This window comes from Paenibacillus sp. 7541, assembly GCF_002276395.1.
In the GTDB taxonomy this organism is placed as follows: domain Bacteria; phylum Bacillota; class Bacilli; order Paenibacillales; family Paenibacillaceae; genus Paenibacillus_AQ; species Paenibacillus_AQ campinasensis.
The window spans coordinates 15,414-37,350 of the sequence record NZ_NQLZ01000039.1; the positions used below are offsets into that span (position 1 = coordinate 15,414).

The 21,937-nt window shown below is 52.4% G+C and carries 23 protein-coding genes and 1 other annotated feature; of the genes, 22 read left to right on the top strand and 1 reads right to left on the bottom strand.

The window, feature by feature from the left end:
- Window positions 1-15 precede the first annotated feature (15 nt).
- From radA to pssA, 3 genes are read left to right on the top strand one after another with little or no spacing between them, the layout of a single operon-like run.
- Window positions 16-1,383: a DNA repair protein RadA gene (gene radA / locus CHH75_RS21075; protein WP_095267511.1), complete on the top strand. Its 1,368-nt coding sequence runs from the start codon at window positions 16-18 to the stop codon at window positions 1,381-1,383.
- A gap of 7 nt (window positions 1,384-1,390) precedes the next feature.
- Window positions 1,391-2,473: a DNA integrity scanning diadenylate cyclase DisA gene (disA, locus tag CHH75_RS21080; protein ID WP_155618807.1), complete on the top strand. Its 1,083-nt coding sequence runs from the start codon at window positions 1,391-1,393 to the stop codon at window positions 2,471-2,473.
- A 60-nt stretch (window positions 2,474-2,533) separates the two neighbouring features.
- Window positions 2,534-3,262: a CDP-diacylglycerol--serine O-phosphatidyltransferase gene (pssA, locus tag CHH75_RS21085; protein ID WP_095267512.1), complete on the top strand. Its 729-nt coding sequence runs from the start codon at window positions 2,534-2,536 to the stop codon at window positions 3,260-3,262.
- 159 nt (window positions 3,263-3,421) lie between these two features.
- Here pssA and CHH75_RS21090 read toward each other — a convergent pair whose 3' ends face one another.
- Entirely contained in the window at window positions 3,422-3,817 is a 396-nt protein-coding gene (locus tag CHH75_RS21090; protein ID WP_095267513.1) for a nucleoside triphosphate pyrophosphohydrolase family protein, read from the bottom strand.
- Between the two features lie 263 nt (window positions 3,818-4,080).
- Here CHH75_RS21090 and CHH75_RS21095 point away from each other — a divergent pair, with 263 nt between their 5' ends.
- From CHH75_RS21095 to rpoB, 19 genes are all read left to right on the top strand, one after another.
- Window positions 4,081-5,169: a PIN/TRAM domain-containing protein gene (locus CHH75_RS21095; protein WP_095399116.1), complete on the top strand. Its 1,089-nt coding sequence runs from the start codon at window positions 4,081-4,083 to the stop codon at window positions 5,167-5,169.
- A gap of 78 nt (window positions 5,170-5,247) precedes the next feature.
- The gene (gene ispD / locus CHH75_RS21100) at window positions 5,248-5,946 is read left to right on the top strand and encodes a 2-C-methyl-D-erythritol 4-phosphate cytidylyltransferase (RefSeq protein ID WP_176475631.1); all 699 of its coding nucleotides are present in this window, start codon (window positions 5,248-5,250) and stop codon (window positions 5,944-5,946) included.
- The gene (ispF, locus tag CHH75_RS21105; protein ID WP_095399117.1) at window positions 5,943-6,431 is read left to right on the top strand and encodes a 2-C-methyl-D-erythritol 2,4-cyclodiphosphate synthase; all 489 of its coding nucleotides are present in this window, start codon (window positions 5,943-5,945) and stop codon (window positions 6,429-6,431) included. Before ispD ends, ispF begins: the two co-directional genes overlap by 4 nt.
- 36 nt (window positions 6,432-6,467) lie before the next feature.
- Window positions 6,468-7,931, top strand: a complete 1,464-nt coding sequence (gene gltX, locus CHH75_RS21110) for a glutamate--tRNA ligase (RefSeq protein WP_095267516.1) — start codon at window positions 6,468-6,470, stop codon at window positions 7,929-7,931.
- Between the two features lie 593 nt (window positions 7,932-8,524).
- Window positions 8,525-9,217 (top strand): serine O-acetyltransferase, encoded by a 693-nt coding sequence (gene cysE / locus CHH75_RS21115; RefSeq protein ID WP_095267517.1) that lies wholly within the window; start codon window positions 8,525-8,527, stop codon window positions 9,215-9,217.
- Between the two features lie 91 nt (window positions 9,218-9,308).
- The gene (gene cysS / locus CHH75_RS21120) at window positions 9,309-10,718 is read left to right on the top strand and encodes a cysteine--tRNA ligase (RefSeq protein WP_095267518.1); all 1,410 of its coding nucleotides are present in this window, start codon (window positions 9,309-9,311) and stop codon (window positions 10,716-10,718) included.
- Window positions 10,715-11,149 carry a Mini-ribonuclease 3 gene (locus tag CHH75_RS21125; RefSeq protein WP_095267519.1) on the top strand — a complete coding sequence of 145 codons (435 nt, stop codon included), beginning with the start codon at window positions 10,715-10,717 and terminating at the stop codon, window positions 11,147-11,149. The genes cysS and CHH75_RS21125 overlap by 4 nt, the downstream gene beginning before the upstream one ends.
- Before the next feature lie 91 nt (window positions 11,150-11,240).
- A complete protein-coding gene (gene rlmB, locus CHH75_RS21130) occupies window positions 11,241-11,990 on the top strand; it encodes a 23S rRNA (guanosine(2251)-2'-O)-methyltransferase RlmB (RefSeq protein WP_095267520.1) in 750 nt (249 codons plus the stop codon).
- A 6-nt stretch (window positions 11,991-11,996) separates the two neighbouring features.
- Window positions 11,997-12,515 carry an NYN domain-containing protein gene (locus CHH75_RS21135; RefSeq protein ID WP_095267521.1) on the top strand — a complete coding sequence of 173 codons (519 nt, stop codon included), beginning with the start codon at window positions 11,997-11,999 and terminating at the stop codon, window positions 12,513-12,515.
- A gap of 199 nt (window positions 12,516-12,714) precedes the next feature.
- Window positions 12,715-13,362: an RNA polymerase sporulation sigma factor SigH gene (sigH, locus tag CHH75_RS21140; protein WP_095267522.1), complete on the top strand. Its 648-nt coding sequence runs from the start codon at window positions 12,715-12,717 to the stop codon at window positions 13,360-13,362.
- Window positions 13,363-13,754: 392 nt separating this feature from the next.
- Complete coding sequence (rpmG, locus tag CHH75_RS21145) at window positions 13,755-13,904, top strand: 50S ribosomal protein L33 (RefSeq protein ID WP_006212941.1); 150 nt, start codon at window positions 13,755-13,757, stop codon at window positions 13,902-13,904.
- 24 nt (window positions 13,905-13,928) lie between these two features.
- Complete coding sequence (gene secE, locus CHH75_RS21150) at window positions 13,929-14,120, top strand: preprotein translocase subunit SecE (protein ID WP_095267523.1); 192 nt, start codon at window positions 13,929-13,931, stop codon at window positions 14,118-14,120.
- Between the two features lie 21 nt (window positions 14,121-14,141).
- The gene (gene nusG, locus CHH75_RS21155; RefSeq protein WP_095267524.1) at window positions 14,142-14,675 is read left to right on the top strand and encodes a transcription termination/antitermination protein NusG; all 534 of its coding nucleotides are present in this window, start codon (window positions 14,142-14,144) and stop codon (window positions 14,673-14,675) included.
- Window positions 14,676-14,755: 80 nt separating this feature from the next.
- Window positions 14,756-15,181: a 50S ribosomal protein L11 gene (gene rplK, locus CHH75_RS21160; RefSeq protein WP_095267525.1), complete on the top strand. Its 426-nt coding sequence runs from the start codon at window positions 14,756-14,758 to the stop codon at window positions 15,179-15,181.
- Window positions 15,182-15,263: 82 nt separating this feature from the next.
- Window positions 15,264-15,956 carry a 50S ribosomal protein L1 gene (gene rplA, locus CHH75_RS21165; RefSeq protein ID WP_095267526.1) on the top strand — a complete coding sequence of 231 codons (693 nt, stop codon included), beginning with the start codon at window positions 15,264-15,266 and terminating at the stop codon, window positions 15,954-15,956.
- Between the two features lie 70 nt (window positions 15,957-16,026).
- Window positions 16,027-16,186: a sequence feature (ribosomal protein L10 leader region), on the top strand.
- Window positions 16,187-16,246: 60 nt separating this feature from the next.
- Window positions 16,247-16,750 carry a 50S ribosomal protein L10 gene (gene rplJ, locus CHH75_RS21170; RefSeq protein ID WP_095267527.1) on the top strand — a complete coding sequence of 168 codons (504 nt, stop codon included), beginning with the start codon at window positions 16,247-16,249 and terminating at the stop codon, window positions 16,748-16,750.
- 70 nt (window positions 16,751-16,820) lie between these two features.
- The gene (gene rplL / locus CHH75_RS21175; protein ID WP_095267528.1) at window positions 16,821-17,183 is read left to right on the top strand and encodes a 50S ribosomal protein L7/L12; all 363 of its coding nucleotides are present in this window, start codon (window positions 16,821-16,823) and stop codon (window positions 17,181-17,183) included.
- Between the two features lie 187 nt (window positions 17,184-17,370).
- Entirely contained in the window at window positions 17,371-17,973 is a 603-nt protein-coding gene (locus tag CHH75_RS21180; RefSeq protein WP_095399118.1) for a class I SAM-dependent methyltransferase, read from the top strand.
- 386 nt (window positions 17,974-18,359) lie between these two features.
- Window positions 18,360-21,905, top strand: coding sequence for a DNA-directed RNA polymerase subunit beta (gene rpoB / locus CHH75_RS21185; protein WP_095267530.1), 3,546 nt, complete (start codon window positions 18,360-18,362; stop codon window positions 21,903-21,905).
- Window positions 21,906-21,937: the final 32 nt, after the last annotated feature.

The following is a 21,937-nucleotide window of genomic DNA, read 5'->3' on the forward strand; positions in this document are numbered from 1 at the left end:
ATAAAGGAGACATTCATGGCCAAAACTAAGACGAAATTTACTTGTACTGAATGCGGCTATGAAGCCCCTAAATGGTACGGTAAATGTCCGGGCTGCCAATCATGGAATTCCATGGTGGAGGAGACCGAGACAGTTGTCAAGACCCAGGGGAGGAACTCCCCTCTTTTTCATAGTAAAGAAAAACCTCTTTCGATCATAAATATAGAGAGTGGCAAGGAACCCCGTATCCAGACCGGGATTACGGAGCTGAATCGTGTTCTCGGCGGCGGGCTCGTTCCCGGCTCCCTTGTGCTTGTCGGCGGGGATCCCGGGATCGGTAAGTCCACGCTGCTGCTCCAGGCCTCGAACCGTTTGGCACAGAGTGGTGTGCGGGTGCTGTATATATCGGGAGAGGAATCGGTCCGCCAGACCAAGCTTCGTGCTGATCGGCTCGGGGCGCTGTCCGAAGAGCTGTTCGTGCTGTGCGAGACGAACCTGGAGGCGATTGAAGAGGCGATCGAGAGCGTGCAGCCGGGCTTTGTTGTCATCGACTCCATTCAGACGGTTTATCTGCCGGAGGTGACGAGTGCGCCTGGCAGTGTAGCTCAGGTGCGCGAATGCACATCCCGGTTTATGCGCCTAGCCAAGGTGAAGGGCATCGCCACGGTTCTCGTTGGCCATGTGACCAAGGAAGGGGCCATTGCTGGACCGCGCATGTTGGAGCATATGGTGGATTGCGTGCTGTATTTCGAAGGCGAGCGGCATCACACGTACCGCGTGCTGCGCGCCGTTAAGAATCGATTCGGCTCGACGAATGAAATCGGCATTTTCGAAATGGGCGAGGATGGGCTGCGCGAGGTCGGCAATCCTTCCGAGCTGTTCTTGTCGGAGCGTCCGCTCGGCGTGGCCGGCTCGACGGTGGTGGCGAGCATGGAGGGCACGCGGCCGGTGCTTGTGGAACTGCAGGCGCTGATCTCAACCACCCATTTTCCTTCGCCAAGACGAATGGGCACCGGGGTCGATCATCACCGGATGAATCTGATCATCGCCGTTCTGGAGAAGCGAATGGGCATGTTCCTCCAGACGCAGGACGCATACCTGAACGCAGCCGGGGGCGTCAAGCTGGATGAGCCGGCGGTGGATCTGGCGATTGCCGTCAGCATTGCCTCCAGCTTCCGCGATATTCCGACCAAGCCCTATGATGTCATCTTTGGCGAAGTGGGTCTGACCGGTGAAGTTCGGGCGGTGTCCCGGGCAGAACAAAGGGTGAAGGAAGCGGAGAAGCTTGGCTTCAAGCGTGTCATCCTGCCGGAGAAGAGCCTGAAAGGCTGGAAACATCCGAAAGGAATTCAAATTATAGGAGTTAATACCGTTGCAGATGCACTGGCGGTTGCGTTAGATTAGGGGGCATATGAAGGTGAAGGAATCGAGCCAACTGGATAAAATGAATGATCTGCTTAAGCTGGTAGCTCCGGGAACACCGTTTCGCGACGGCCTGGAGAACGTGCTGCGGGCGAAGACAGGGGCGCTGATCGTGGTCGGCTACAGCCCGGAAGTGATGGAGGTTGTGGATGGGGGATTCTCCATTAACTGCGATTTCTCGCCCAACTATTTATATGAGCTGGCGAAGATGGACGGCGCCATCATTCTCAGCGAAGACCTGAAACGAATTTTGTACGCCAACACCCAGCTGATCCCGGATTCCTCCATCGCCTCCATCGAGACGGGGATCCGTCACCGGACTGCGGAACGGGTGGCCAAGCAGACAGGCAAGCTCGTTGTGTCCATCTCTCAGCGCCGGAACATTATTACGCTGTATCAAGGCTCGCTACGGTATGCGCTGAAGGAAATCGGCGTCATTCTGACCAAGGCGAACCAGGCGATTCAGACGCTGGAACGCTATCGGGCAGTCCTCAATCAGACGCTGACCAACCTGTCGGCATCGGAGTTTGAAGAACTGGTCACCATTCCGGAAGTGGTCAACGTTATTCAGCGAGTGGAGATGGTGCTTCGGATCAAGAAGGAGATCAAGCGCTATATTAATGAGCTTGGCAATGAGGGCCGGCTGATCAGCATGCAGATGGATGAGCTGGTCAGCAATATGGAGGAAGAAGCCTGGCTGCTGTATGCGGATTACGTGCGCGAGTACAGCGAGGAGAAAATCCGCGAAATCATACTGGCTTTGAAACGCTCAACGGATGAAGAACTGCTCGACATTCATCACATTGTGCGTCTACTCGGATATCCGGCCTCGGCGGCGGCCTCCGAGGAGGAGATTCTGCCGCGGGGCTATCGCATTTTGAATAAAATTCCCCGTCTGCCGAATGTGATTATCCGCAACCTGGTGGACCGGTTCCAGGATCTGCCGAGCATTATGGCTGCTTCCATCCACGAGCTGGATGAAGTGGACGGCATCGGAGAGGTTCGCGCACGGACCATCAAGGAAGGGCTCAAGCGTTTGCAGGAACAAGTATTCATTGACAGGCAAATTTAAAACCCCTACAATCAATGGATGTCTGCACGTACACTGTTAGACGACGAGGTGAATATACACATGACAAAATCAATTCCGAACATGTTTACGTTAGGTAATCTGTTTCTCGGAATGATTGGTATTATCCTGGCTTTTGAAGGCCGGACCAGCATGGCTGCGATTATGATTATTATCGCCATGCTGCTCGACGGACTCGACGGGCGTGTCGCCCGGGCCTTGAACTGCCAGAGCGAACTGGGCAAGGAACTGGATTCATTGTCCGATGTTATATCGTTTGGTGTTGCGCCTGCTTTGATCATGTACACAGCTGTTTTCAGCGATTTGAATAACGCATTGGCCTGGACCGTGACAGCCATCTTCCCGATGTGTGGAGCGATGAGGCTGGCAAGATTTAATGTTCGTCCCGGCATACCTGGGTATTTTATCGGACTGCCGATCCCGGCAGCAGGCGGCGTACTGGCTACGCTGGCATTGTTCAACGAAGAGATTATGGCGCCTTACATGATCGTGGCGATGCTGCTTCTGTCTTATCTGATGGTCAGCAGCGTCAAGTATCCGAATTTCAAAAAAGTCGGAATTCCAAAGACTGCCATCAAATTTACTCCGATTGTCATTATCGGCGCTGTCATGGTTGCCGTGTTCTTCCCGGAGCAGACATCGATGCTGATCTTTGTGCCGCTTGTGCTGTATGCAGGCTACGGGCTGCAGCAGAACCTGCGCAGATTCAGAAGAAAAAAGCGCAAGAAGGACAACAATTCCGAAGAAGCTTACCAATCTTCCGATCACTAGCAACCTGCCATTATTCATCATTCGAATATTTCCAATAATAAAAAGCATTTATTTCCTGCCCTTAAGCAGTGAAATAAATGCTTTTTATATGCATATAAAAGGCCGTTCCTTATATCGAAGAACAAAATGATCGTCTGGTGCTGCCAGCGCAAGTGCTGATTATGACAAGTTAAACAGACCGAGCGTCGAGCATTTCTGGGACTCTTTGCTCACAACATCATCCAGCTGGATGTCCAGCAGATTAGCCAGGGCGGACATGTAGAAAAGGCTTCGTCCAAGCTCGGAGCTGACGGCCTCACGGCAGTTCTCGCACAGCTCACCCTTCACATGCGTGCCGGCGAGTTCCCGGGCATGCTCAAGGTCAGCGCCGATATCGAAGGTCTGCTTCGTGGCGTGAAGCTCGATGCATCCGCATTCCGTAACAGCCTTGGTGACAGCTCGGTTAACGGATGCGCTGCTTTGACCATTTTTGGACAATACATCCATCAAGCTGCGATGACGGAGCAACAATTCGGAAACTTGATCCTGAAAAGCCTGTAAACTAGGAGCGCTCATTTTTACATCCACCTCGATATTTATGAATTGAGTTCATTATATTCCACACGTTCAGCCGATTTCAACCAATTTAGGGATTGGCAGGGCGGTAAGGCACAGGGGGAGGCAGCAACAGAACGGCGGCTGGCAAGGAAACGAACATGACAAGGAAACATTTTCAAAAAAAGCTAACCAAGACGATTATGCTGTAAAAAATTGGACCATACTGGAAAGTAAGAAGAGGGAAATATTGATTTCTGAAGTAAAAGGAGGTGCGAAAGCTCATGATTAAAAAAGCTATCTTAGCATTTGCGGTTTTATGCGGAGCATGGTGCGGATATACGCTGTACCATACGGTCCCGCAATCATTCTCGGAGCTCTCGCCGATATTTGATCAAGGTGTATTCGCGGCAGGCAGCGGGGCATCCGCGCTGCTGGGGGGATTGTTGTTTGGCGTGATTGGCATGCTCGTGGCTGACAAGGTGGCAGGCCGTCTGCAAACGATGATTTCCGCTTTCTCGCGGATTCCGATGAATGAGCTGGCTGCCGGTACGGCAGGACTTCTGGGCGGATTGCTGCTGTCGCTGTTAATGTCGCCGGGGCTGCTGTGGCTTGGACAAGCCGGGAAGCTGATGCAGGTCGGAATTACGCTCTTGGGCGGATACATTGGTCTTAGGATCGGGCTGGAGAAGAAGGAAGAGCTGGCTTCGCTATGGATGTCCGGCAAATGGAGCCAGGTGGCCGAGCCGGAAGGCAGACGCATTGAGGAGCATAAGATTCTGGATACGAGTGTCATTATTGATGGCCGCATTGCCGACATTTGCAAAACCGGATTTATTGAGGGGACGATTGTCATCCCGGAATTCGTACTGGAGGAGCTCCAGCATATTGCGGATTCCTCGGATCTGCTGAAGCGCAATCGTGGTCGGCGGGGACTGGATATTTTGAATAAAATTCAGAAAGAGCTCGAAGTGAAGGTACTCATCTATGAAGGGGATTTCGAAGAAATATCCGAAGTGGACAGCAAGCTGGTCAAACTCGCCAAAGTGCTTCAGGGGAAAGTGGTAACCAATGACTTTAATCTGAACAAGGTGTGCGAGCTTCAAGGCGTATCCGTGCTGAATATCAACGATTTGGCCAATGCGGTCAAGCCGGTGGTGCTGCCAGGGGAAGAAATATTGGTTCAAATTATTAAGGACGGGAAAGAACACGGCCAAGGCGTGGCCTATCTGGATGACGGTACGATGATCGTTGTCGAGGGAGGACGGGAATATATCGGCACCATGATGGAGGTGCTGGTGACAAGCGTGCTGCAGACCTCGGCCGGCCGAATGATCTTCGCCAAACCGAAACTGTTGGAAAAAGCCCAGTAAACGGAGTATGATGAAGGTATACATATGTCCGTTTTCGCCACGTCGTGGTTGAGAGTGGGAAAGACAGGAGTTTTGGGTATGTTGTCGAGCTTCGGGGCCGTCATTGTGGCGGCGGGGAAAGGGTCCCGCATGGGGACCCGGGAGAGCAAGCAATATCTCATGTTGAATGAGAAGCCGATTATGATTCATACGCTGGAAGTGTTCAACCGGCTGCCCTGGCTGCGGGAAATCGTACTCGTCACGGGCGAGGGCGAGGTGGAGCGCTGCCGGAGGTGGATTCAGGAATACCGATTGGACAAGGTGTCAGCCGTCATTACCGGCGGCAGCGAGAGACAGCAGTCCGTTTACCAAGGAATCAAGCAAATTTCTTCAGATTGGGTAATGATACATGACGGTGTCAGACCGTTTGTCACATCGGAAGAAATTGAACGGTGCCGGGACGCGGCGCTCCGCGAGGGCGCATCGGTGCTGGGGGTTCCTGTCAAGGACACAATCAAGCAGGTGAACGGTCAAGGCTTCATTGCAGGAACGCCGGATCGCCAAAGCTTGTGGGCCGTTCAGACCCCACAGGCTTTTCGTCTTTCCGATCTGCTGCAGGCTCACCAGTCAGCGGAGCAGGAAGGGTTTGTCGGCACGGATGACGCCATGCTGGTCGAGCGTATGGGCGTTCCGGTGGCGGTGGTCGAGGGGAAATACAGCAACATCAAAATCACCACACCAGATGATCTGGAGTATGCAATGTTCTTACAGAAACGCAAGGGAGAGAGCAGGGAATGATTCGTATTGGACAAGGATTTGACGTGCATCAGCTGGTGGAGGGGAGGCCGTGCATCATTGGCGGTGTGACCATTCCTTATGAGAAAGGGCTGCTCGGGCACTCGGATGCGGATGTGTTGCTGCATGCCATTTCGGATGCCATTCTGGGCGCGCTGGCGCTTGGGGATATCGGGCGGCATTTTCCAGATGACGATCAGGCTTTTAAGGATGCCGACAGCCTGGAGCTGCTGCGCCAGGTATGGGCGATGGCCAAGGAGCGGGGTTACTCGCTTGGCAATGTCGATGCAACGATTATTGCACAGAAGCCGAAGATGGCGCCGCACATCCCGCAGATGGTCGAGATTATAGCGGGAGCGCTTGAAGCGAGTGCCGAGCAAGTCAATGTCAAGGCTACAACAACCGAGCAGCTGGGCTTTACCGGACGCGGCGAGGGGATTGCCGCACAGTCTGTTGTGTGTCTCGTGAAAGGTATGCTATCATCTTGAAGGAATCTTTGAAGTAAGCGAACGGAGGGGTTGGAAATGACCGGAGAAGTCCGTGTGCGCTATGCACCGAGTCCAACGGGACATTTACATATCGGAAATGCTAGAACGGCTTTATTTAATTATTTATTCGCCCGCAAGCATGGGGGCAAATTTATTATTCGGATTGAGGATACGGATGTTAAACGCAACGTGGAGGGCGGAGAACAGAGCCAGCTGAAATATTTGAAGTGGCTGGGGATGGAATGGGACGAAAGCGTTGATGTCGGCGGAGCGTATGGACCATACCGTCAGACAGAGCGTCTGGATATATACAAGCAATACTGGCAGGAGCTGCTGGATCGCGGTCTGGCTTACCGCTGTTATTGTACAGAGGAAGAGCTGGAGAAGGAGCGGGAAGAGCAGATGGCCCGCGGTGAAACGCCGCGCTATTCCGGCAAGCACCGGAATCTGACGGAGGAGGAGCGCCGCGCGTTCGAGGCGGAAGGCCGTGTCGCCAGCATTCGCTTCCGCGTGCCGGAGGATCGGGTATACACGTTCGACGATATGGTGAAAGGAACGATTTCCTTCAACAGCAAGGAGACCGGAGACTTTGTCATCGTGAAGAAGGACGGCATTCCGACGTATAACTTTGCCGTGGCGGTGGACGATCATCTGATGAAGATCAGCCACGTGCTGCGCGGTGAGGATCATATCTCCAACACGCCTCGCCAGCTGATGATCTACGAAGCGTTCGGATGGGAGCCGCCGAAGTTCGGGCATATGACCCTTATTGTCGGCGAGGATCATAAGAAGCTGAGCAAGCGGAACGAATCGATCATTCAGTTCATTGAGCAGTATGATCAGCTCGGCTATTTGCCGGAAGCGCTGTTTAACTTCATCGCCCTGCTCGGCTGGTCTCCGGAAGGAGAGGAAGAGGTGTTCTCGAAAGACGAGCTGATCCGCATCTTCGATGAGCACCGTCTCTCGAAGAGCCCGGCTGTATTCGATACGAACAAGCTTGCGCATATGAACAACACGTATATCAAGAATGCCGATCCAGATCGTGTGGCTGCGCTGGCTATTCCGCATCTGCAGAAGGCGTCCCGCCTGCCAGACGTGCTCTCGCCGGAAGAGGATGCTTGGGCGCGTGCGCTCGTGGCGCTGTATCAGGAGCAGATGACGTCTGCGTCCGATATCGTGGATCTGTCCGAAGTGTTCTTCCGGACGCATCTGGAGCTGGATGAAGAGGGGATTGAGGTCATGAGCGGCGAGCAGGTGCCGGCCGTGCTCTCTTCGTTCCTCGGCAAGCTGGAGCAGTCCGATGAATTCAGTGCCACGAAGATTGCGGCGCTGATCAAGGAAGTGCAGAAGGAAACCGGATTTAAAGGCAAGCAGCTGTTTATGCCGATTCGTGTAGCCTTGACGGGACAGACCCATGGACGCGACCTGAACCAGACCATCTGGCTGCTTGGCCGTGACCGCGTGCTTGATCGTCTGCGCTCCCAGATCAAGGGAGCCTGAGATGTCCGCTGAAACAGGCGCATAATCCGCCTTGTCAGCTCCTTGCTTCATCGGGTATAATTACACTCAAACTAAAGTGAATTATAAGATATAAGGTGTATGGCGGTGGCTCGTATACCGGGCTTACAGGCCGCTCCTTATATTGCCAATATCATCTTGCAAAAAGCTACGATCAGGAGAAGTACGCATACAACAGACACGCCCAGAGAGGATAACCGGCTTAAAGGACAAGATCAGCTTGACGAAGCCGGCTGAGAGTTATCCCGTTCGTCTGCAGCGGAAATGCACCTGTGAGCTGCGTGGTTGAAGCGAATCACATTCGTTAGATCATGCCGGTTGTCTGCCGTTAATGACTTGAGTGGAACCGTAGAAACCCGTCCCTGACCGGGGAGGAGCTATTGACGGTTCAAGCAGAGTGGAACCGCGGATCTGGCGCCTCTGCAGCGAAAGCTGCAGGGGCGCTTTTTTCTAAACAACAATTTGTCGACATTTGCGGGGAGGCTGTGACCCACACATCTTGATCAGCAGCTATGCATGTGGTCTTTTCACCGCCGTGCTTGGACTCGAATAGCAGAAGGAGAGAGGGAGCGCACATGTTCAAACAAATCAAGTCGGACATTCGGGCCGTGTTTGAGAATGACCCGGCTGCCCGCGGACTTTTTGAAGTCATCTTTACCTACTCGGGCCTGCACGCCCTCTGGGCGCATCGGGTGGCACATGCGCTGTTCAAGCGGCGCTGGTATACACTGGCCCGCATCATATCGCAGATCAGCAGATTCATGACCGGGATCGAGATTCACCCCGGGGCCAAGATCGGGAATAGACTGTTTATTGACCATGGCATGGGCGTTGTGATCGGGGAGACATGCGAGATCGGCGACGACGTGGTTATCTACCAGGGGGTAACTCTGGGCGGTACGGGGAAGGAAAAAGGAAAGCGGCATCCGACCATCGGCAACAACGTGGTCATCGGTTCGGGCGCGAAAGTGCTGGGATCGTTTACGATTGGAGACAATTGTAATATCGGATCCAATGCCGTCGTTCTGCGGGAGGTTCCCCCGAACAGCACTGTGGTTGGCAACCCGGGGAAGGTGGTCAAGCAGAATGGGGAGCGGATTCGAGATCGCCTCGATCACACGAACCTGCCGGACCCGATCGTCGATATGCTTCGTTCGATGCAGAAGGAGATCGATCAGCTTCGGGCAGAGATAGAGGAGGTCCGTGGAGAGAGCGGGCATAAGGAAAGAGAGCCGGAGGCATTGGTATCCTCGGTCAAGAAGGAATAGCCGAAGAAGCGGCCTGTCCGGCCGGAAGGGAGCCGCAAACCGCTTGGGCAGATTGATAACGAGCAAGAGGAAAGGATTGTGACCTGACCATATGGCACTGCAAATTTATAATACATTAACCAGGAGCAAGGAAACCTTTGTGCCGGCGCAGCCGGGCAAGGTGAAGATGTACGTGTGCGGACCGACCGTATACGACTATATTCATATCGGAAATGCGCGTCCGATGATCTTTTTCGACGTAGTTCGGGCATACTTCGAGAATCAGCGCTATGATGTCAACTATGTGGTGAACTTTACCGACGTCGATGACAAAATGATCCGCAAAGCCGAACAGACCGGGACGACGGTGCCTGAGGTTGCGGAGAAATTTATCGCAGCTTATTACGAAGATTTGGACGGCCTGGGCATTCCGAGAGCGACGCTGAATCCCCGCGTCACGGAAAACATGGAAGAGATCATTGATTTCATCCAGGAGCTTGTGGACCGGGACTTTGCTTATGAGAACGGCGGCGACGTCTTCTTCCGGACCCGGAAGTTTGATGATTACGGCAAGCTGTCCCAGCAGAAGCTGGACGAACTGCAGTTTGGCATCCGGATCGAAGTGGATAAGCGCAAGGAAAGCCCGGAAGACTTCGTGCTGTGGAAAGCGGCGAAGCCGGGAGAGATCTACTGGAGCAGCCCTTGGGGCGACGGCCGTCCGGGATGGCACATCGAGTGCTCGGCCATGGCTCGCCGTTATCTCGGCGACACGCTGGACATTCACGGCGGTGGCCAGGACCTGCAGTTCCCGCACCATGAGTGCGAGGTGGCCCAGTCGGAGGCGCTCACAGGCAAGCCTCTGGCCAATTACTGGATGCACAACGGCTATATCCGCATCAACAATGAGAAAATGTCGAAATCGCTGGGCAACGGGGTGCTGGTGAAGGACCTGCGCGAGCAATATGCCAAAGAGGTCATCCGTTATTTCATGCTGTCCACGCATTATCGCAATCCGCTGAACTACAGCGATGAGGTGATGGCGCAGGCGATCAGCAGTGTCGAGCGGCTGGCGAATGCTGCCGGGAATGTGAAGCATCGGCTGAGCGCTGCCGTCGGTCTGCCTGATGAGGCGCCGAGCGAGGCTGTTGCTGCGAAGATGTCGGCTGTGCTTGCAGAGTTCCATGAGAAAATGCAGGATGACTTCAACACGCCAGATGCGATTACGGCAATGTTCCTGTGGGCGAGCGAGGCCAACCAGCTTCTGCAGGAAGCTTCGGTTCCGGCGGCTGATCTGCAGGCGGTGCTCCGCGCCTTTGAAGAGATGAACGGCGTGCTTCGCATCGTGGATTCGGCAGAGGCCGAGGAGATGCTGGATGAGGAGATCGAGCAGCTGATCGCCGAGCGCACGGAGGCCCGGAAGAACAAAAACTGGGCGCGTGCGGATGAAATTCGCGACATGCTGGCTGCACAGGGCATCCTCCTTGAGGACACGGCGCAAGGCATGCGCTGGCGGCGGAAATGAGCGGGCCAGGACCAGACGTGCCGGATTTTGGATGGTTTGATTTTCCGCCATCCAAGCCGGCGCGGCTCATCCCCCCGATCGTGCTCGCTTATATCGGAGACGCCATCTACGAGGTGGCGGTTCGACAATATTTGATCTCCAAGGCGAATCTGCGGCCGCATCATCTGCATCGCTTGGCCACCGGGCTGGTCTCGGCCAAGGCGCAGAGCCGGATCATCGCTTATCTGGAGCCGATGCTGACCGATGAGGAGCGGGATGTCGTGCGGCAAGGGCGCAACGCCAAGTCGGGCACGATGCCCAAGAATGCGAATGTGCTGGAATATCGCCATGCGACTGCGTTCGAGTGCCTGATCGGGTATTTGTATTATACGGGCAATCAGGATCGGCTCCGCGAGCTGATTGGCACAAGCATCGAATACATTGAACAATAAACGGGGCGGTCTGTCGGCTTCGGTATGATAACAACATTTTGGCTGGGGCCTGTATTCGGGTCCCGGTTCAAGCAGGAGGAGCAAATCAGTTATGCAGGAAGAAGAAATTGTCGCCGGCAAGCATTCCGTGACGGAAGCGCTGCGATCGGGACGAACGATTAATAAAATATGGATTGCGGAAACCGCGCAAAAGCATCTGACATCGCCGATTATCGCCGAGGCGAAGAAGCTTGGCATCGTGATCCAGCATGTCGACAAGCGCAAGCTGGATCAGCTTGCCCCCGGGGTTCAGCATCAGGGCGTTGTCGCGCAGACAGCGCCATACGCATACGCCGAGGTGGATGATCTGCTCAAGGTGGCGGAGGAGAAGGGGGAGCCGCCGTTTCTGCTCATTCTGGATGAGATCGAGGACCCCCATAATCTCGGCTCTATCCTGAGAACGGCAGATTGTACCGGAGTCCACGGCGTCATATTGCCGAAGCGCCGCTCGGCGCAAATTACGGCGACGGTCTCCAAAACCTCGGCCGGCGCGGTGGAATATGTGCCGGTGGCGAGAGTCACCAATCTGGCCCAGACGATTGAGCAGCTGAAGGAGCTGGGCGTGTGGATTGTCGGCACCGTGGTCGATGCGGATTCGGATATTTACGACGCCACCGTGTTTGACGGCCCGGTTGCGGTCGTGATCGGGAATGAGAATAAAGGCATGGGGCGTCTGATTCGGGAGAAATGCGACGTGCTCGCCAAATTGCCGATGGCTGGCAGAATCAACTCGCTGAACGCGTCGGTTGCCGCTGGTGTCGTCATGTATGAAGTGCTTCGCCGCCGCCATATGAAGGGTTAGAGATCCATGGCCGATTGGCGCGATGTGCTGCTGGTGGACGGCTACAATATGATCGGCGCCTGGCCGTTTCTTGCAGAGCTGGCCAAGTCCAGCATGCAGGATGCGCGGGATGCGCTTTTGGAGAAGCTGGCCGATTACCAGGCCTTCTCGGGCCGGCGGGTCGTGGCGATCTTTGACGCCTACCGGGTGCCTGGCCTCGGTAAATCCTACACCCAGGGCAAGGTTCAGGTGTATTTTACGAAAGAGAAGGAAACGGCTGATGAATGCATCGAGCGCCTGGTCGGGGAGTTTAGTCACCGCCGGCGCAAAATTTATGTCGCAACGAGTGATCTGATTGAGCAGCACGTTATTTTTGCGCTGGGGGCGCTCCGGGTGTCTGCCAGAGAGCTGCTGATCGAGGTGGAGCAAAGCGAGCAGGAGGTGCAGCGTCAAATCCGGAAGGAAGAGACGAAAAACCGGAATACGCTTGATTCCACGCTGCCGCCGGATGTGAGGCAGATGCTGGAACGCTGGCGCCGGGAATGAAGCCTGGAAGAAAGGACGCTTTGGCAGCCGCAGGTTGCGCATGATCTCCCGCAATAAAAAAATTTATACTTGACATTAAATGTTAATATCGGTCTATTTAGGCAATCTGTGGTTGACGGTCTGATAGACATCATATATACTTGTCATATATTTCAAGCGAGTGACGGACTACCGTGCGTTCCGGGCCGGAGGGATTCTATTGAGTGTAGACCTCAGAGAAGTCGTGTTGTCAGGGTATGATGTGATTAGTGATGAAGACATTGTCGAGGCGGTCCGCGAGGGTGACAGCGGTGCGCTTGAGTATTTGATCAACAAGTACCGGAATTTCGTGCGCGCCAAAGCACGCACCTATTTTCTCATTGGCGCTGACCGGGAAGACATTGTCCAGGAAGGCATGATCGGCCTTTACAAGGCGATCCGTGATTTTAAGGGAGACAAGCTTTCCTCGTTCAAGGCTTTTGCCGAGCTGTGCATCACAAGGCAGATCATTACGGCGATCAAGACGGCCACGCGGCAGAAGCATATCCCGCTCAATTCCTATATTTCGCTGGACAAGCCTATTTATGATGAGGATTCGGACCGTACCCTGCTTGACGTCATTTGCGGCACAGCAGTCAGCGACCCGGAGGAACTGATCATTAACCAGGAAGAATTCGTTGGCCTGGAAGATAAGATGTCCGAAATTTTGAGCGACCTCGAGCGTAAAGTGCTCATGTTGTATTTGGACGGTCGTTCATATCAGGAAATTGCGGTAGATCTCAGACGTCATGTGAAATCGATTGATAATGCGCTCCAGAGAGTCAAGCGCAAGCTTGAGCGTTACCTGGAGGTAAGGGATAACGGATAGAACTCATTCATTTATTTTGCTATCGTACATGTTACTTGGATCAGGAAAGGCTCGAACAGAGCCTTTTTTCATTTTTTGGATAGTCTGTTTTAGGTTTTTGTAAGATTGAACATAATGGTATAGAATGATCAGCAATACCGGTTTACCAAGTTCTGTACCTTGCAATCAGAGAGAAAAAGGCTTGAAATGGCGCTACCCTTGTGATAAAGTGATTTAGGTAGGCCTAAATTCGCGTGTTTTATGAATGAATCGTTGTTGCTTATGCGGGCACAGCGGTTTTATTCATCTCGCAGAAATAACCGCGTTTTACGTAATGCTAAGGCGATGTTATTTCTACTAGGATCAATATCGGTTCTTCTGATAAAGAAGGACGTCTTCGGGAGGTGCACATCATGCGGGTAATTATCACTTTGGCTTGTACAAGCTGCAAACAAAGAAACTACACAACCACCAAAAACAAGCGAAATCACCCCGACCGCATGGAGATGAAGAAATTTTGCAAGTTTTGTAACGAGCAAACTCCTCATCGCGAAACAAGATAGTTTTCTTTTGGAGGTGTAGTCGGCGTGAAACGTGGTTTCAAGTCTCTGTTTTCCTTTTTCTCTGAAAGCTGGGCGGAACTTAAAAAGGTTCGCTGGCCCAATCGTAAAGAGCTGACGAACTATACGTTGATTGTTCTTGGCACCATAGTGTTTGTCGCGATTTATTTTTGGGTTGTAGACATCGGTATTTCCGCTGTGATCGAAGCGATAATTTAGAAGGGTCCCAGGTGGCTTGATATGGAAAAAAGATGGTACGTGGTTCATACCTATTCCGGGTATGAGAATAAAGTCAAAGCCAATTTGGAAAAACGTGTCGAGTCCATGGGCATGGAGGACAAAATATTCCGGGTTCTTGTTCCGATGGAAGAAGAGGTCGTAAGCAAGGACGGAAAGAAGAAAACCGTCATGCGTAAGGTTTACCCGGGATATGTCTTGGTCGAGATGATTCAGACCGATGATTCTTGGTATGTTGTTCGCAATACGCCAGGGGTAACGGGCTTTGTCGGTTCGACAGGCTCAGGCTCCAAGCCGACGCCTTTGCTTCCAGAAGAAGTTGAACAGATTCTGAAGCATATGGGTATGGAAGAGCCGAAACCGAAGATCGAATTCGATATCAAGGAATCCGTTCGAATCAAGGTTGGTCCTTTTGCGAATTTTGTGGGCTCCGTGGAAGAAATATTGGCTGATAAGAGCAAGCTGAAGGTTCACGTCAACATGTTTGGACGGGAAACCCCGCTGGAGTTGGACTATACTCAAGTGGAGAAGATATAGATTTTTTGTTCTTCGGGTTTCTTGTGGGAGGGCGCTTTGCCGCGTCCGTTAACCACTATTGAGGCAAGGAGGTGTCTATCATGGCTAAAAAAGTAATCAAGGTAGTTAAACTGCAAATTCCTGCAGCTAAAGCGAACCCGGCTCCTCCGGTAGGTCCAGCATTGGGTCAAGCGGGTGTCAACATCATGGCATTCTGTAAAGAATTCAATGCGCGTACCGCCGATCAAGCTGGTCTGATTATTCCGGTTGAAATTTCGGTATTTGAAGATCGTTCCTTTACGTTCATTACCAAAACTCCACCGGCTGCTGTTCTGCTTCGTGTTGCTGCCAAGATCGAAAAAGGATCCGGCGAACCGAACAAGAAAAAAGTGGCTACGGTTAAGCGTGACGCAGTTCGTCAAATCGCTGAAACCAAAATGCCTGACCTGAACGCTGCATCTGTTGAAGCTGCAATGAAGATGGTTGAAGGTACTGCTCGCAGCATGGGCATCACAATCGAAGACTAAGGTCTCGTGAACCCGGACGTTCTTCGTCCGGAAATATGTGGGAGGATTTTCCGCTATCACCACAAAGGAGGAAATACGAATCATGGCTAAACACGGTAAGAAATACCTTGAAGCTGCCAAGCTGATCGACAGCGAAGCAGTGTATGAGCCTTCTGAAGCCGTTGGACTGGTGAAAAAGGCAGCTACAGCTAAGTTCGACGAAACTGTCGAAGTAGCAGTGCGTTTGGGTGTTGACCCTCGTAAACAAGACCAGGCTGTTCGTGGTGTTGTTGTCCTGCCGCATGGTACGGGTAAAACACAACGCGTTCTGGTATTTGCAAAAGGTGACAAAGCGAAGGAAGCGGAAGCGGCTGGCGCTGATTTTGTAGGCGATCAAGATATGATCAACAAAATCCAGCAGGGCTGGTTCGAGTTCGACGTCTGCGTAGCTACACCTGATATGATGAGTGAAGTTGGTAAACTGGGCCGTCTGCTCGGCGGTAAAGGCCTGATGCCTAACCCTAAAGCCGGTACGGTTACTTTCGACGTTGCCAAAGCGGTTCAAGAAATCAAAGCTGGTAAAATCGAGTACCGTCTGGACAGAGCAGCTCAAATTCACGCGCCAATCGGCAAGGTGTCCTTCACTGAAGAGCAATTGAATGAGAACCTGAAAGCTCTCATCGATGCTTTGAACCGTGCGAAACCAGCTGCTGCTAAAGGTGTATACCTGAAAGGCATCGCCGTTTCGTCCACGATGGGACCGAGCGCTCGTGTGAACACAGCAACGTTCAAGTAATAAATACCGTTGACTTTGGTCAATGATGTTTGTTATGATGAAACAGTTGTGAGTTTATGAGACTGTTCGTTAAAGTTGAATATGCTTACCGTAGACAGTAGGTGCCCTAAGCAGGCTTAATTTCCTACCGAGGTGTTATGATAGAATGTCAGCAGCTTGTCCGGCTATGCCGGTCAAATGATGATTTCATCAGGCCTTCGTGATTCTACGGAGGCTTTTTTAGTGCCCGTAGGAAGAGAGCGGGGGGCTTGGCCTCAATCGCTACTTAGTACAACCAGGAGGTGTAATCATTGGCAAACGCAAAAGTGATTCAAGCGAAACAAGAAGCGGTTGATGTGATCGCAACGAAGCTGCGCGAGAGCGTAACGACCGTTGTTGCTGACTACCGTGGATTGAACGTTGCGCAGGTTACTGAACTGCGTAAACAGCTTCGCGAAGCTGGCGTTGAATTTCAAGTTTTGAAAAACTCGCTGCTTCGTCGTGCAACTGCGGCTGCAGAACTGACAGAACTCGATGAAGTGCTGACAGGTCCTACAGCTGTTGCATTCAGTGTCAATGACGCCGTCGCTCCGGCAAAAATCCTGAACGATTTTGCTAAACAGAACGACGCGTTGAAATTGAAAGGCGCCGTAGTAGAAGGTCGTGTAATTGGAGAAGGCGAGATCAAAGCTCTGGCTGAGCTTCCATCCCGCGAAGGTCTCCTTTCCATGCTCCTCAGCGTCCTTCAAGCTCCAGTTCGCAACTTCGCGCTTGCAGTTAAAGCTGTGGCAGAGAAGGAAGAGCAAGGCGCATAAGCAGTGTGAACGATTCGCTGTATGATTGTAACTATACAAAATTCTTATAATAAACGGAGGTTCAACTTAAATGAGCAAAGAGCAAATCTTGGAAGCAATTAAAGGCATGTCCGTTCTGGAACTGAACGATCTCGTTAAAGCAATCGAAGAAGAATTCGGCGTAACTGCTGCAGCTCCAGTAGCTGTTGTAGGTGGCGGCGGCGCTGCTGAAGCTGCTGAGCAATCCGAATTCGACGTAGTACTGGCTAACGCTGGTGCATCCAAAATCAACGTTATCAAAGTGGTTCGCGAAATCACTGGCCTCGGCTTGAAAGAAGCAAAAGAGCTGGTTGACAACGCTCCTAAAGCTCTGAAAGAGAAAGTATCCAAAGACGAAGCTGAAGCTGTTAAAGCGAAGCTTGAAGAAGCAGGCGCAACTGTAGAGTTGAAGTAATTTCTCTCTAACGGATATGTCAGCATGATGCAAACCCCTTGAATTTAGGTTCAAGGGGTTTGTTATTGTGAGGCGTTAACCCAAGACAGGTCTGTTTGAAATCAGCCGGGGGTATACTGGTACAATTGGCGCTCTTTGCTCCTTGTTCGGGGGAAAGAGGGGAAACTGGATTCAGATGGAGGGGCGTATGCCGAATCAGCACTATTACTCTAATCAGCCGGAGACGGCGCATGATCGCAAAGAGCTGAGCGCAGTCCTTCGGGGAAACACGTTCCGTTTTATCAGCGATGCGGGGGTATTTTCCAAGGGCGGCGTAGATTATGGCAGCAAAGTTTTGATAGAAGCGATGGACATTCGGCCAGATGCTTCCGTGCTGGATGTCGGGTGCGGTTATGGGCCCATCGGTTTGGCTGCGGCGAAGCTCGCTGCTGCCGGACATGTGACGATGATCGACATTAACAGCAGAGCTGTCGAACTGGCGAAGGAAAACGCGATTCGCAACAGTATAGCGAATGTCACGGTGATGGAATCGGATCTGTTTGCTGCGGTGAAAGGCCAGCAGTTTGATGTGATCCTGACGAATCCTCCGATCCGTGCGGGAAAAGAAACGGTGTTTGCGATTTTTGAAGAGGCGTGGCATCATCTTCGCGACAATGGCGAGCTGTGGATCGTGATCCAGAAGAAGCAGGGCGCTCCTTCGGCGAAGGCGAAGCTGGAGAGTCTGTTCAAGAAGGTGGAAGAGGTAACGAAGGATAAGGGTTATCGCATCTTCAAGGCGACAAAGGCTTGAGGAAATGAACGCAAATGCATGAAATGAAAATTAATGTTTCAAAATACGGCAGGGCTGTTGACTCGGTTGACCCGCTGTGTTATTATTATAAAATGTCAGTATTAGGATGGTCTCTTTGTCTTTAGTTTGCTGAAATGTCAAGGCCTAATGTGAAGGGAACTGCATAAAGTCCGTCGCATTAACGTATAATATGTACATTTTGGGCAAATCTACTGGATATGAGATGATTATCATAACCATGGATAAGCTGCTCTTTTTTCGAAAGTTGATTCGATAAGGGCTTTTCTCTATTTATGGGAGTGTCCTCTGTATGTACCATTATAGTGTTACAAACAGAGGTTCGCAATGAATTTTTAAAGTGAGTAGACATGAGGGGTGAGTTTAAGTTGGCAGGACATCTTGTTCAATATGGTCGACGCACTCGGCGCAGTTATGCTCGTATCCACGAGGTACTCGAAGTTCCGAACCTGATCGAAATCCAACAAAAATCTTATGAATGGTTTTTGGAGGAAGGGCTTCGCGAAATGTTTCAGGACATCTCGCCAATCCAGGATTTCACAGGCAACTTGGTTCTGGAGTTCATTGACTACAGCCTTGGAGAACCGAAATACACCGTCGATGACGCAAAAGAACGCGACGTTACTTATGCGGCGCCGCTCCGCGTGAAGGTCCGTCTCATCAATAAGGAGACTGGAGAGGTCAAGGAGCAGGAAGTGTTCATGGGGGATTTTCCGCTCATGACGGAAACCGGAACATTCATTATCAATGGTGCCGAACGGGTTATTGTCAGCCAGTTGGTTCGCTCTCCCAGCGTCTATTTCAGCACGAAAGTGGATAAAAACGGTAAGTCAACCTACACTGCTACAGTGATCCCGAACCGCGGCGCATGGCTGGAACTCGAAATGGACGCGAAGGACATCATCTATGTCCGGATCGACCGCACCCGCAAAATCCCTGTAACCGTGCTTTTGCGTGCGCTTGGTTTTGGTACGGATGCCGAGATTCTGGAGTTGCTGGGCAATGATGAATATATTCAAAACACGCTGGACAAGGACAACACGGACTCTACCGAGAAGGCGCTGATCGAGATTTACGAACGTCTTCGTCCGGGCGAGCCGCCGACGCTGGAGAATGCGAAGAGCCTCCTGGTCGCGCGTTTCTTTGATCCGAAGCGTTATGACTTGGCTAATGTGGGTCGCTACAAGATCAACAAGAAGCTTCATATCAAGAATCGTTTGTTCAACCAGCGTCTGGCTGAAAGCCTGATCGACGTTGAAACTGGCGAGATTATCGCAGAAGCAGGACAAACGGTAGACCGTCGTCTCCTCGACGAGATTATGCCACACCTCGAGAAGAGCGTTGGCTTCAAGAACTACCATGTGGCCGGTGGTGTGCTGGATAGCGATGATATCCCGATGCAAACCATTGATGTCTTCTCTCCAATTGAAGACGGCAAGGTAGTGAAAGTGATCGCGAACGGAAATATCGACAAATCCGTGAAACATATTACGCCGGCGGATATCATCTCCTCCATCAGCTATTTCATCAACCTGCTGCATGGAATCGGGAACACGGATGATATCGACCATCTGGGCAACCGCCGTCTGCGTTCTGTTGGCGAGCTGCTGCAGAACCAGTTCCGTATCGGTTTGTCCCGCATGGAGCGCGTTGTGCGTGAAAGAATGTCGATTCAGGATGCGAATGTGATTACGCCGCAGGCATTGATCAACATTCGTCCTGTTATCGCATCCATCAAGGAGTTCTTCGGAAGCTCCCAGCTGTCCCAGTTTATGGATCAGACGAACCCGCTGGCAGAACTGACGCACAAGCGTCGTCTGTCTGCACTCGGACCTGGCGGTCTGACGCGGGAGCGCGCAGGCTTCGAAGTCCGCGACGTTCACCACAGTCACTATGGTCGTATGTGTCCGATCGAGACGCCGGAGGGACCGAACATCGGTCTGATCAACTCCTTGTCTACCTTTGCCCGCATTAACGAATACGGCTTTATTGAAGCTCCGTATCGCTGGGTGGATCCGAAAACAGGCAAGGTAACCGAGCAAATTGATTACCTGACTGCGGATGAGGAAGACAACTACGTGATCGCCCAGGCGAATGCCGAACTGAACGAAGACGGCAGCTTTACAGATGATGTCGTTATCGTTCGTTACAACAAGCAATCCGATAACATCCTGCCGATGCCGAGCGACCGTGTGGACTACATGGACGTATCGCCGAAGCAGGTTGTATCCGTGGCGACGGCGCTCATTCCGTTCCTTGAGAACGATGACTCCAACCGTGCCCTGATGGGATCGAACATGCAGCGTCAGGCGGTTCCTCTGCTCGTGCCTAAAGCTCCGCTTGTCGGAACAGGCATGGAGCATAAAGCTGCTAAGGATTCCGGTGTATGTATTGTAACCAAATACGACGGGATTATTGAACGTTCGTCCGCTGACGAAATCTGGCTCCGCCGCGTGGAGAACGTGGACGGACAAGAAGTCAAAGGCGACATCATTAAATATAAACTGCACAAGTTTATGCGTTCCAACCAAGGAACCTGCATTAACCAGCGTCCGATCGTCAAGCGCGGCGACGTGGTGAAGAAAGGCGACATTCTGGCCGACGGTCCTTCAACCGAGATGGGCGAATTGGCGCTTGGCCGCAACGTTGTTGTCGCGTTTATGACTTGGGAAGGTTATAACTACGAGGATGCGATCCTTCTTTCCGAGAAGCTCGTGAAGGAGGATGTGTACACTTCGATTCATATCGAGGAGTACGAATCCGAGGCTCGCGACACGAAGCTGGGGCCGGAAGAAATTACGCGCGACATTCCGAACGTCGGTGAAGAAGCGCTGAAGAACCTGGATGAGCGCGGCATTATCCGCATCGGTGCCGAGATTAGCGCCGGAGATATTCTCGTCGGCAAGGTTACGCCTAAAGGGGTAACGGAACTGACGGCGGAAGAGCGTCTCCTGCATGCGATCTTCGGTGAGAAGGCTCGCGAGGTTCGCGATACGTCACTTCGCGTGCCTCACGGAAGTGACGGCATCATCGTTGACGTGAAGGTGTTTACCCGTGAGAACGGCGATGAGCTGCCTCCAGGCGTCAACCAATTGGTTCGCGTCTACATCGCGCAGAAACGGAAAATCTCTGAAGGCGACAAGATGGCAGGACGTCACGGTAACAAAGGTGTCGTTGCCCGGATCTTGCCTGAAGAAGACATGCCGTTCCTGCCGGATGGCACACCGGTACAGGTTGTACTTAACCCGCTCGGGGTTCCATCGCGTATGAACATCGGTCAGGTGCTTGAGGTCCATCTGGGTATGGCTGCCCTCCAGCTCGGCATTCACGTTGCAACGCCGGTATTTGACGGTGCAAGCGAGTATGACGTGTTCGATACGATGGAGGAAGCAGGCATGCAGCGCAACGGTAAGACCGTGCTGTATGACGGCCGGACTGGCGAGCGCTTCGAGCGTGAAGTTACGGTGGGCGTCATGCACATGATCAAACTGGCGCACATGGTTGACGACAAAATCCATGCCCGTTCCACAGGCCCTTACTCTCTCGTTACGCAGCAGCCGCTGGGTGGTAAAGCTCAGTTCGGCGGTCAGCGCTTCGGTGAGATGGAGGTGTGGGCGCTTGAGGCCTACGGTGCAGCGTACACGCTGCAGGAAATCCTCACAGTGAAATCCGATGATGTTGTCGGCCGGGTAAAAACGTACGAATCGATTGTCAAAGGCGAGAACGTTCCGGAACCAGGTGTTCCTGAATCGTTCAAGGTATTGATCAAGGAGCTTCAGTCTCTCGGTATGGACGTCAAAATCCTAAGCGAGGACGAAGAAGAAATCGAGATGAAAGAACTCGATGATGAAGATGATGCCGCAGGTGATAAACTGAGCCTTAACTTGGAAGGCGCTGAAGTCGGAGTGGAATAACGGCTGCTGTTCACCCCGTCGGTCTTTGGCCG

Excerpts from the sequence above, each read along its gene's own strand:
- rplA (WP_095267526.1), top strand. The coding sequence starts at position 15,264 with ATGGCTAAACACGGTAAGAAATACCTTGAAGCTGCCAAGCTGATCGAC.
- radA (WP_095267511.1), top strand. The coding sequence starts at position 16 with ATGGCCAAAACTAAGACGAAATTTACTTGTACTGAATGCGGCTATGAA.
- rlmB (WP_095267520.1), top strand. The coding sequence starts at position 11,241 with ATGCAGGAAGAAGAAATTGTCGCCGGCAAGCATTCCGTGACGGAAGCG.
- rplL (WP_095267528.1), top strand. The coding sequence starts at position 16,821 with ATGAGCAAAGAGCAAATCTTGGAAGCAATTAAAGGCATGTCCGTTCTG.
- CHH75_RS21125 (WP_095267519.1), top strand. The coding sequence starts at position 10,715 with ATGAGCGGGCCAGGACCAGACGTGCCGGATTTTGGATGGTTTGATTTT.
- gltX (WP_095267516.1), top strand. The coding sequence starts at position 6,468 with ATGACCGGAGAAGTCCGTGTGCGCTATGCACCGAGTCCAACGGGACAT.
- ispD (WP_176475631.1), top strand. The coding sequence starts at position 5,248 with ATGTTGTCGAGCTTCGGGGCCGTCATTGTGGCGGCGGGGAAAGGGTCC.
- CHH75_RS21090 (WP_095267513.1), bottom strand. The coding sequence starts at position 3,817 with ATGAGCGCTCCTAGTTTACAGGCTTTTCAGGATCAAGTTTCCGAATTG.
- CHH75_RS21135 (WP_095267521.1), top strand. The coding sequence starts at position 11,997 with ATGGCCGATTGGCGCGATGTGCTGCTGGTGGACGGCTACAATATGATC.
- ispF (WP_095399117.1), top strand. The coding sequence starts at position 5,943 with ATGATTCGTATTGGACAAGGATTTGACGTGCATCAGCTGGTGGAGGGG.
- CHH75_RS21095 (WP_095399116.1), top strand. The coding sequence starts at position 4,081 with ATGATTAAAAAAGCTATCTTAGCATTTGCGGTTTTATGCGGAGCATGG.
- nusG (WP_095267524.1), top strand. The coding sequence starts at position 14,142 with ATGGAAAAAAGATGGTACGTGGTTCATACCTATTCCGGGTATGAGAAT.
- cysE (WP_095267517.1), top strand. The coding sequence starts at position 8,525 with ATGTTCAAACAAATCAAGTCGGACATTCGGGCCGTGTTTGAGAATGAC.
- disA (WP_155618807.1), top strand. The coding sequence starts at position 1,391 with ATGAAGGTGAAGGAATCGAGCCAACTGGATAAAATGAATGATCTGCTT.
- pssA (WP_095267512.1), top strand. The coding sequence starts at position 2,534 with ATGACAAAATCAATTCCGAACATGTTTACGTTAGGTAATCTGTTTCTC.
- rplK (WP_095267525.1), top strand. The coding sequence starts at position 14,756 with ATGGCTAAAAAAGTAATCAAGGTAGTTAAACTGCAAATTCCTGCAGCT.
- cysS (WP_095267518.1), top strand. The coding sequence starts at position 9,309 with ATGGCACTGCAAATTTATAATACATTAACCAGGAGCAAGGAAACCTTT.
- CHH75_RS21180 (WP_095399118.1), top strand. The coding sequence starts at position 17,371 with ATGCCGAATCAGCACTATTACTCTAATCAGCCGGAGACGGCGCATGAT.
- rpmG (WP_006212941.1), top strand. The coding sequence starts at position 13,755 with ATGCGGGTAATTATCACTTTGGCTTGTACAAGCTGCAAACAAAGAAAC.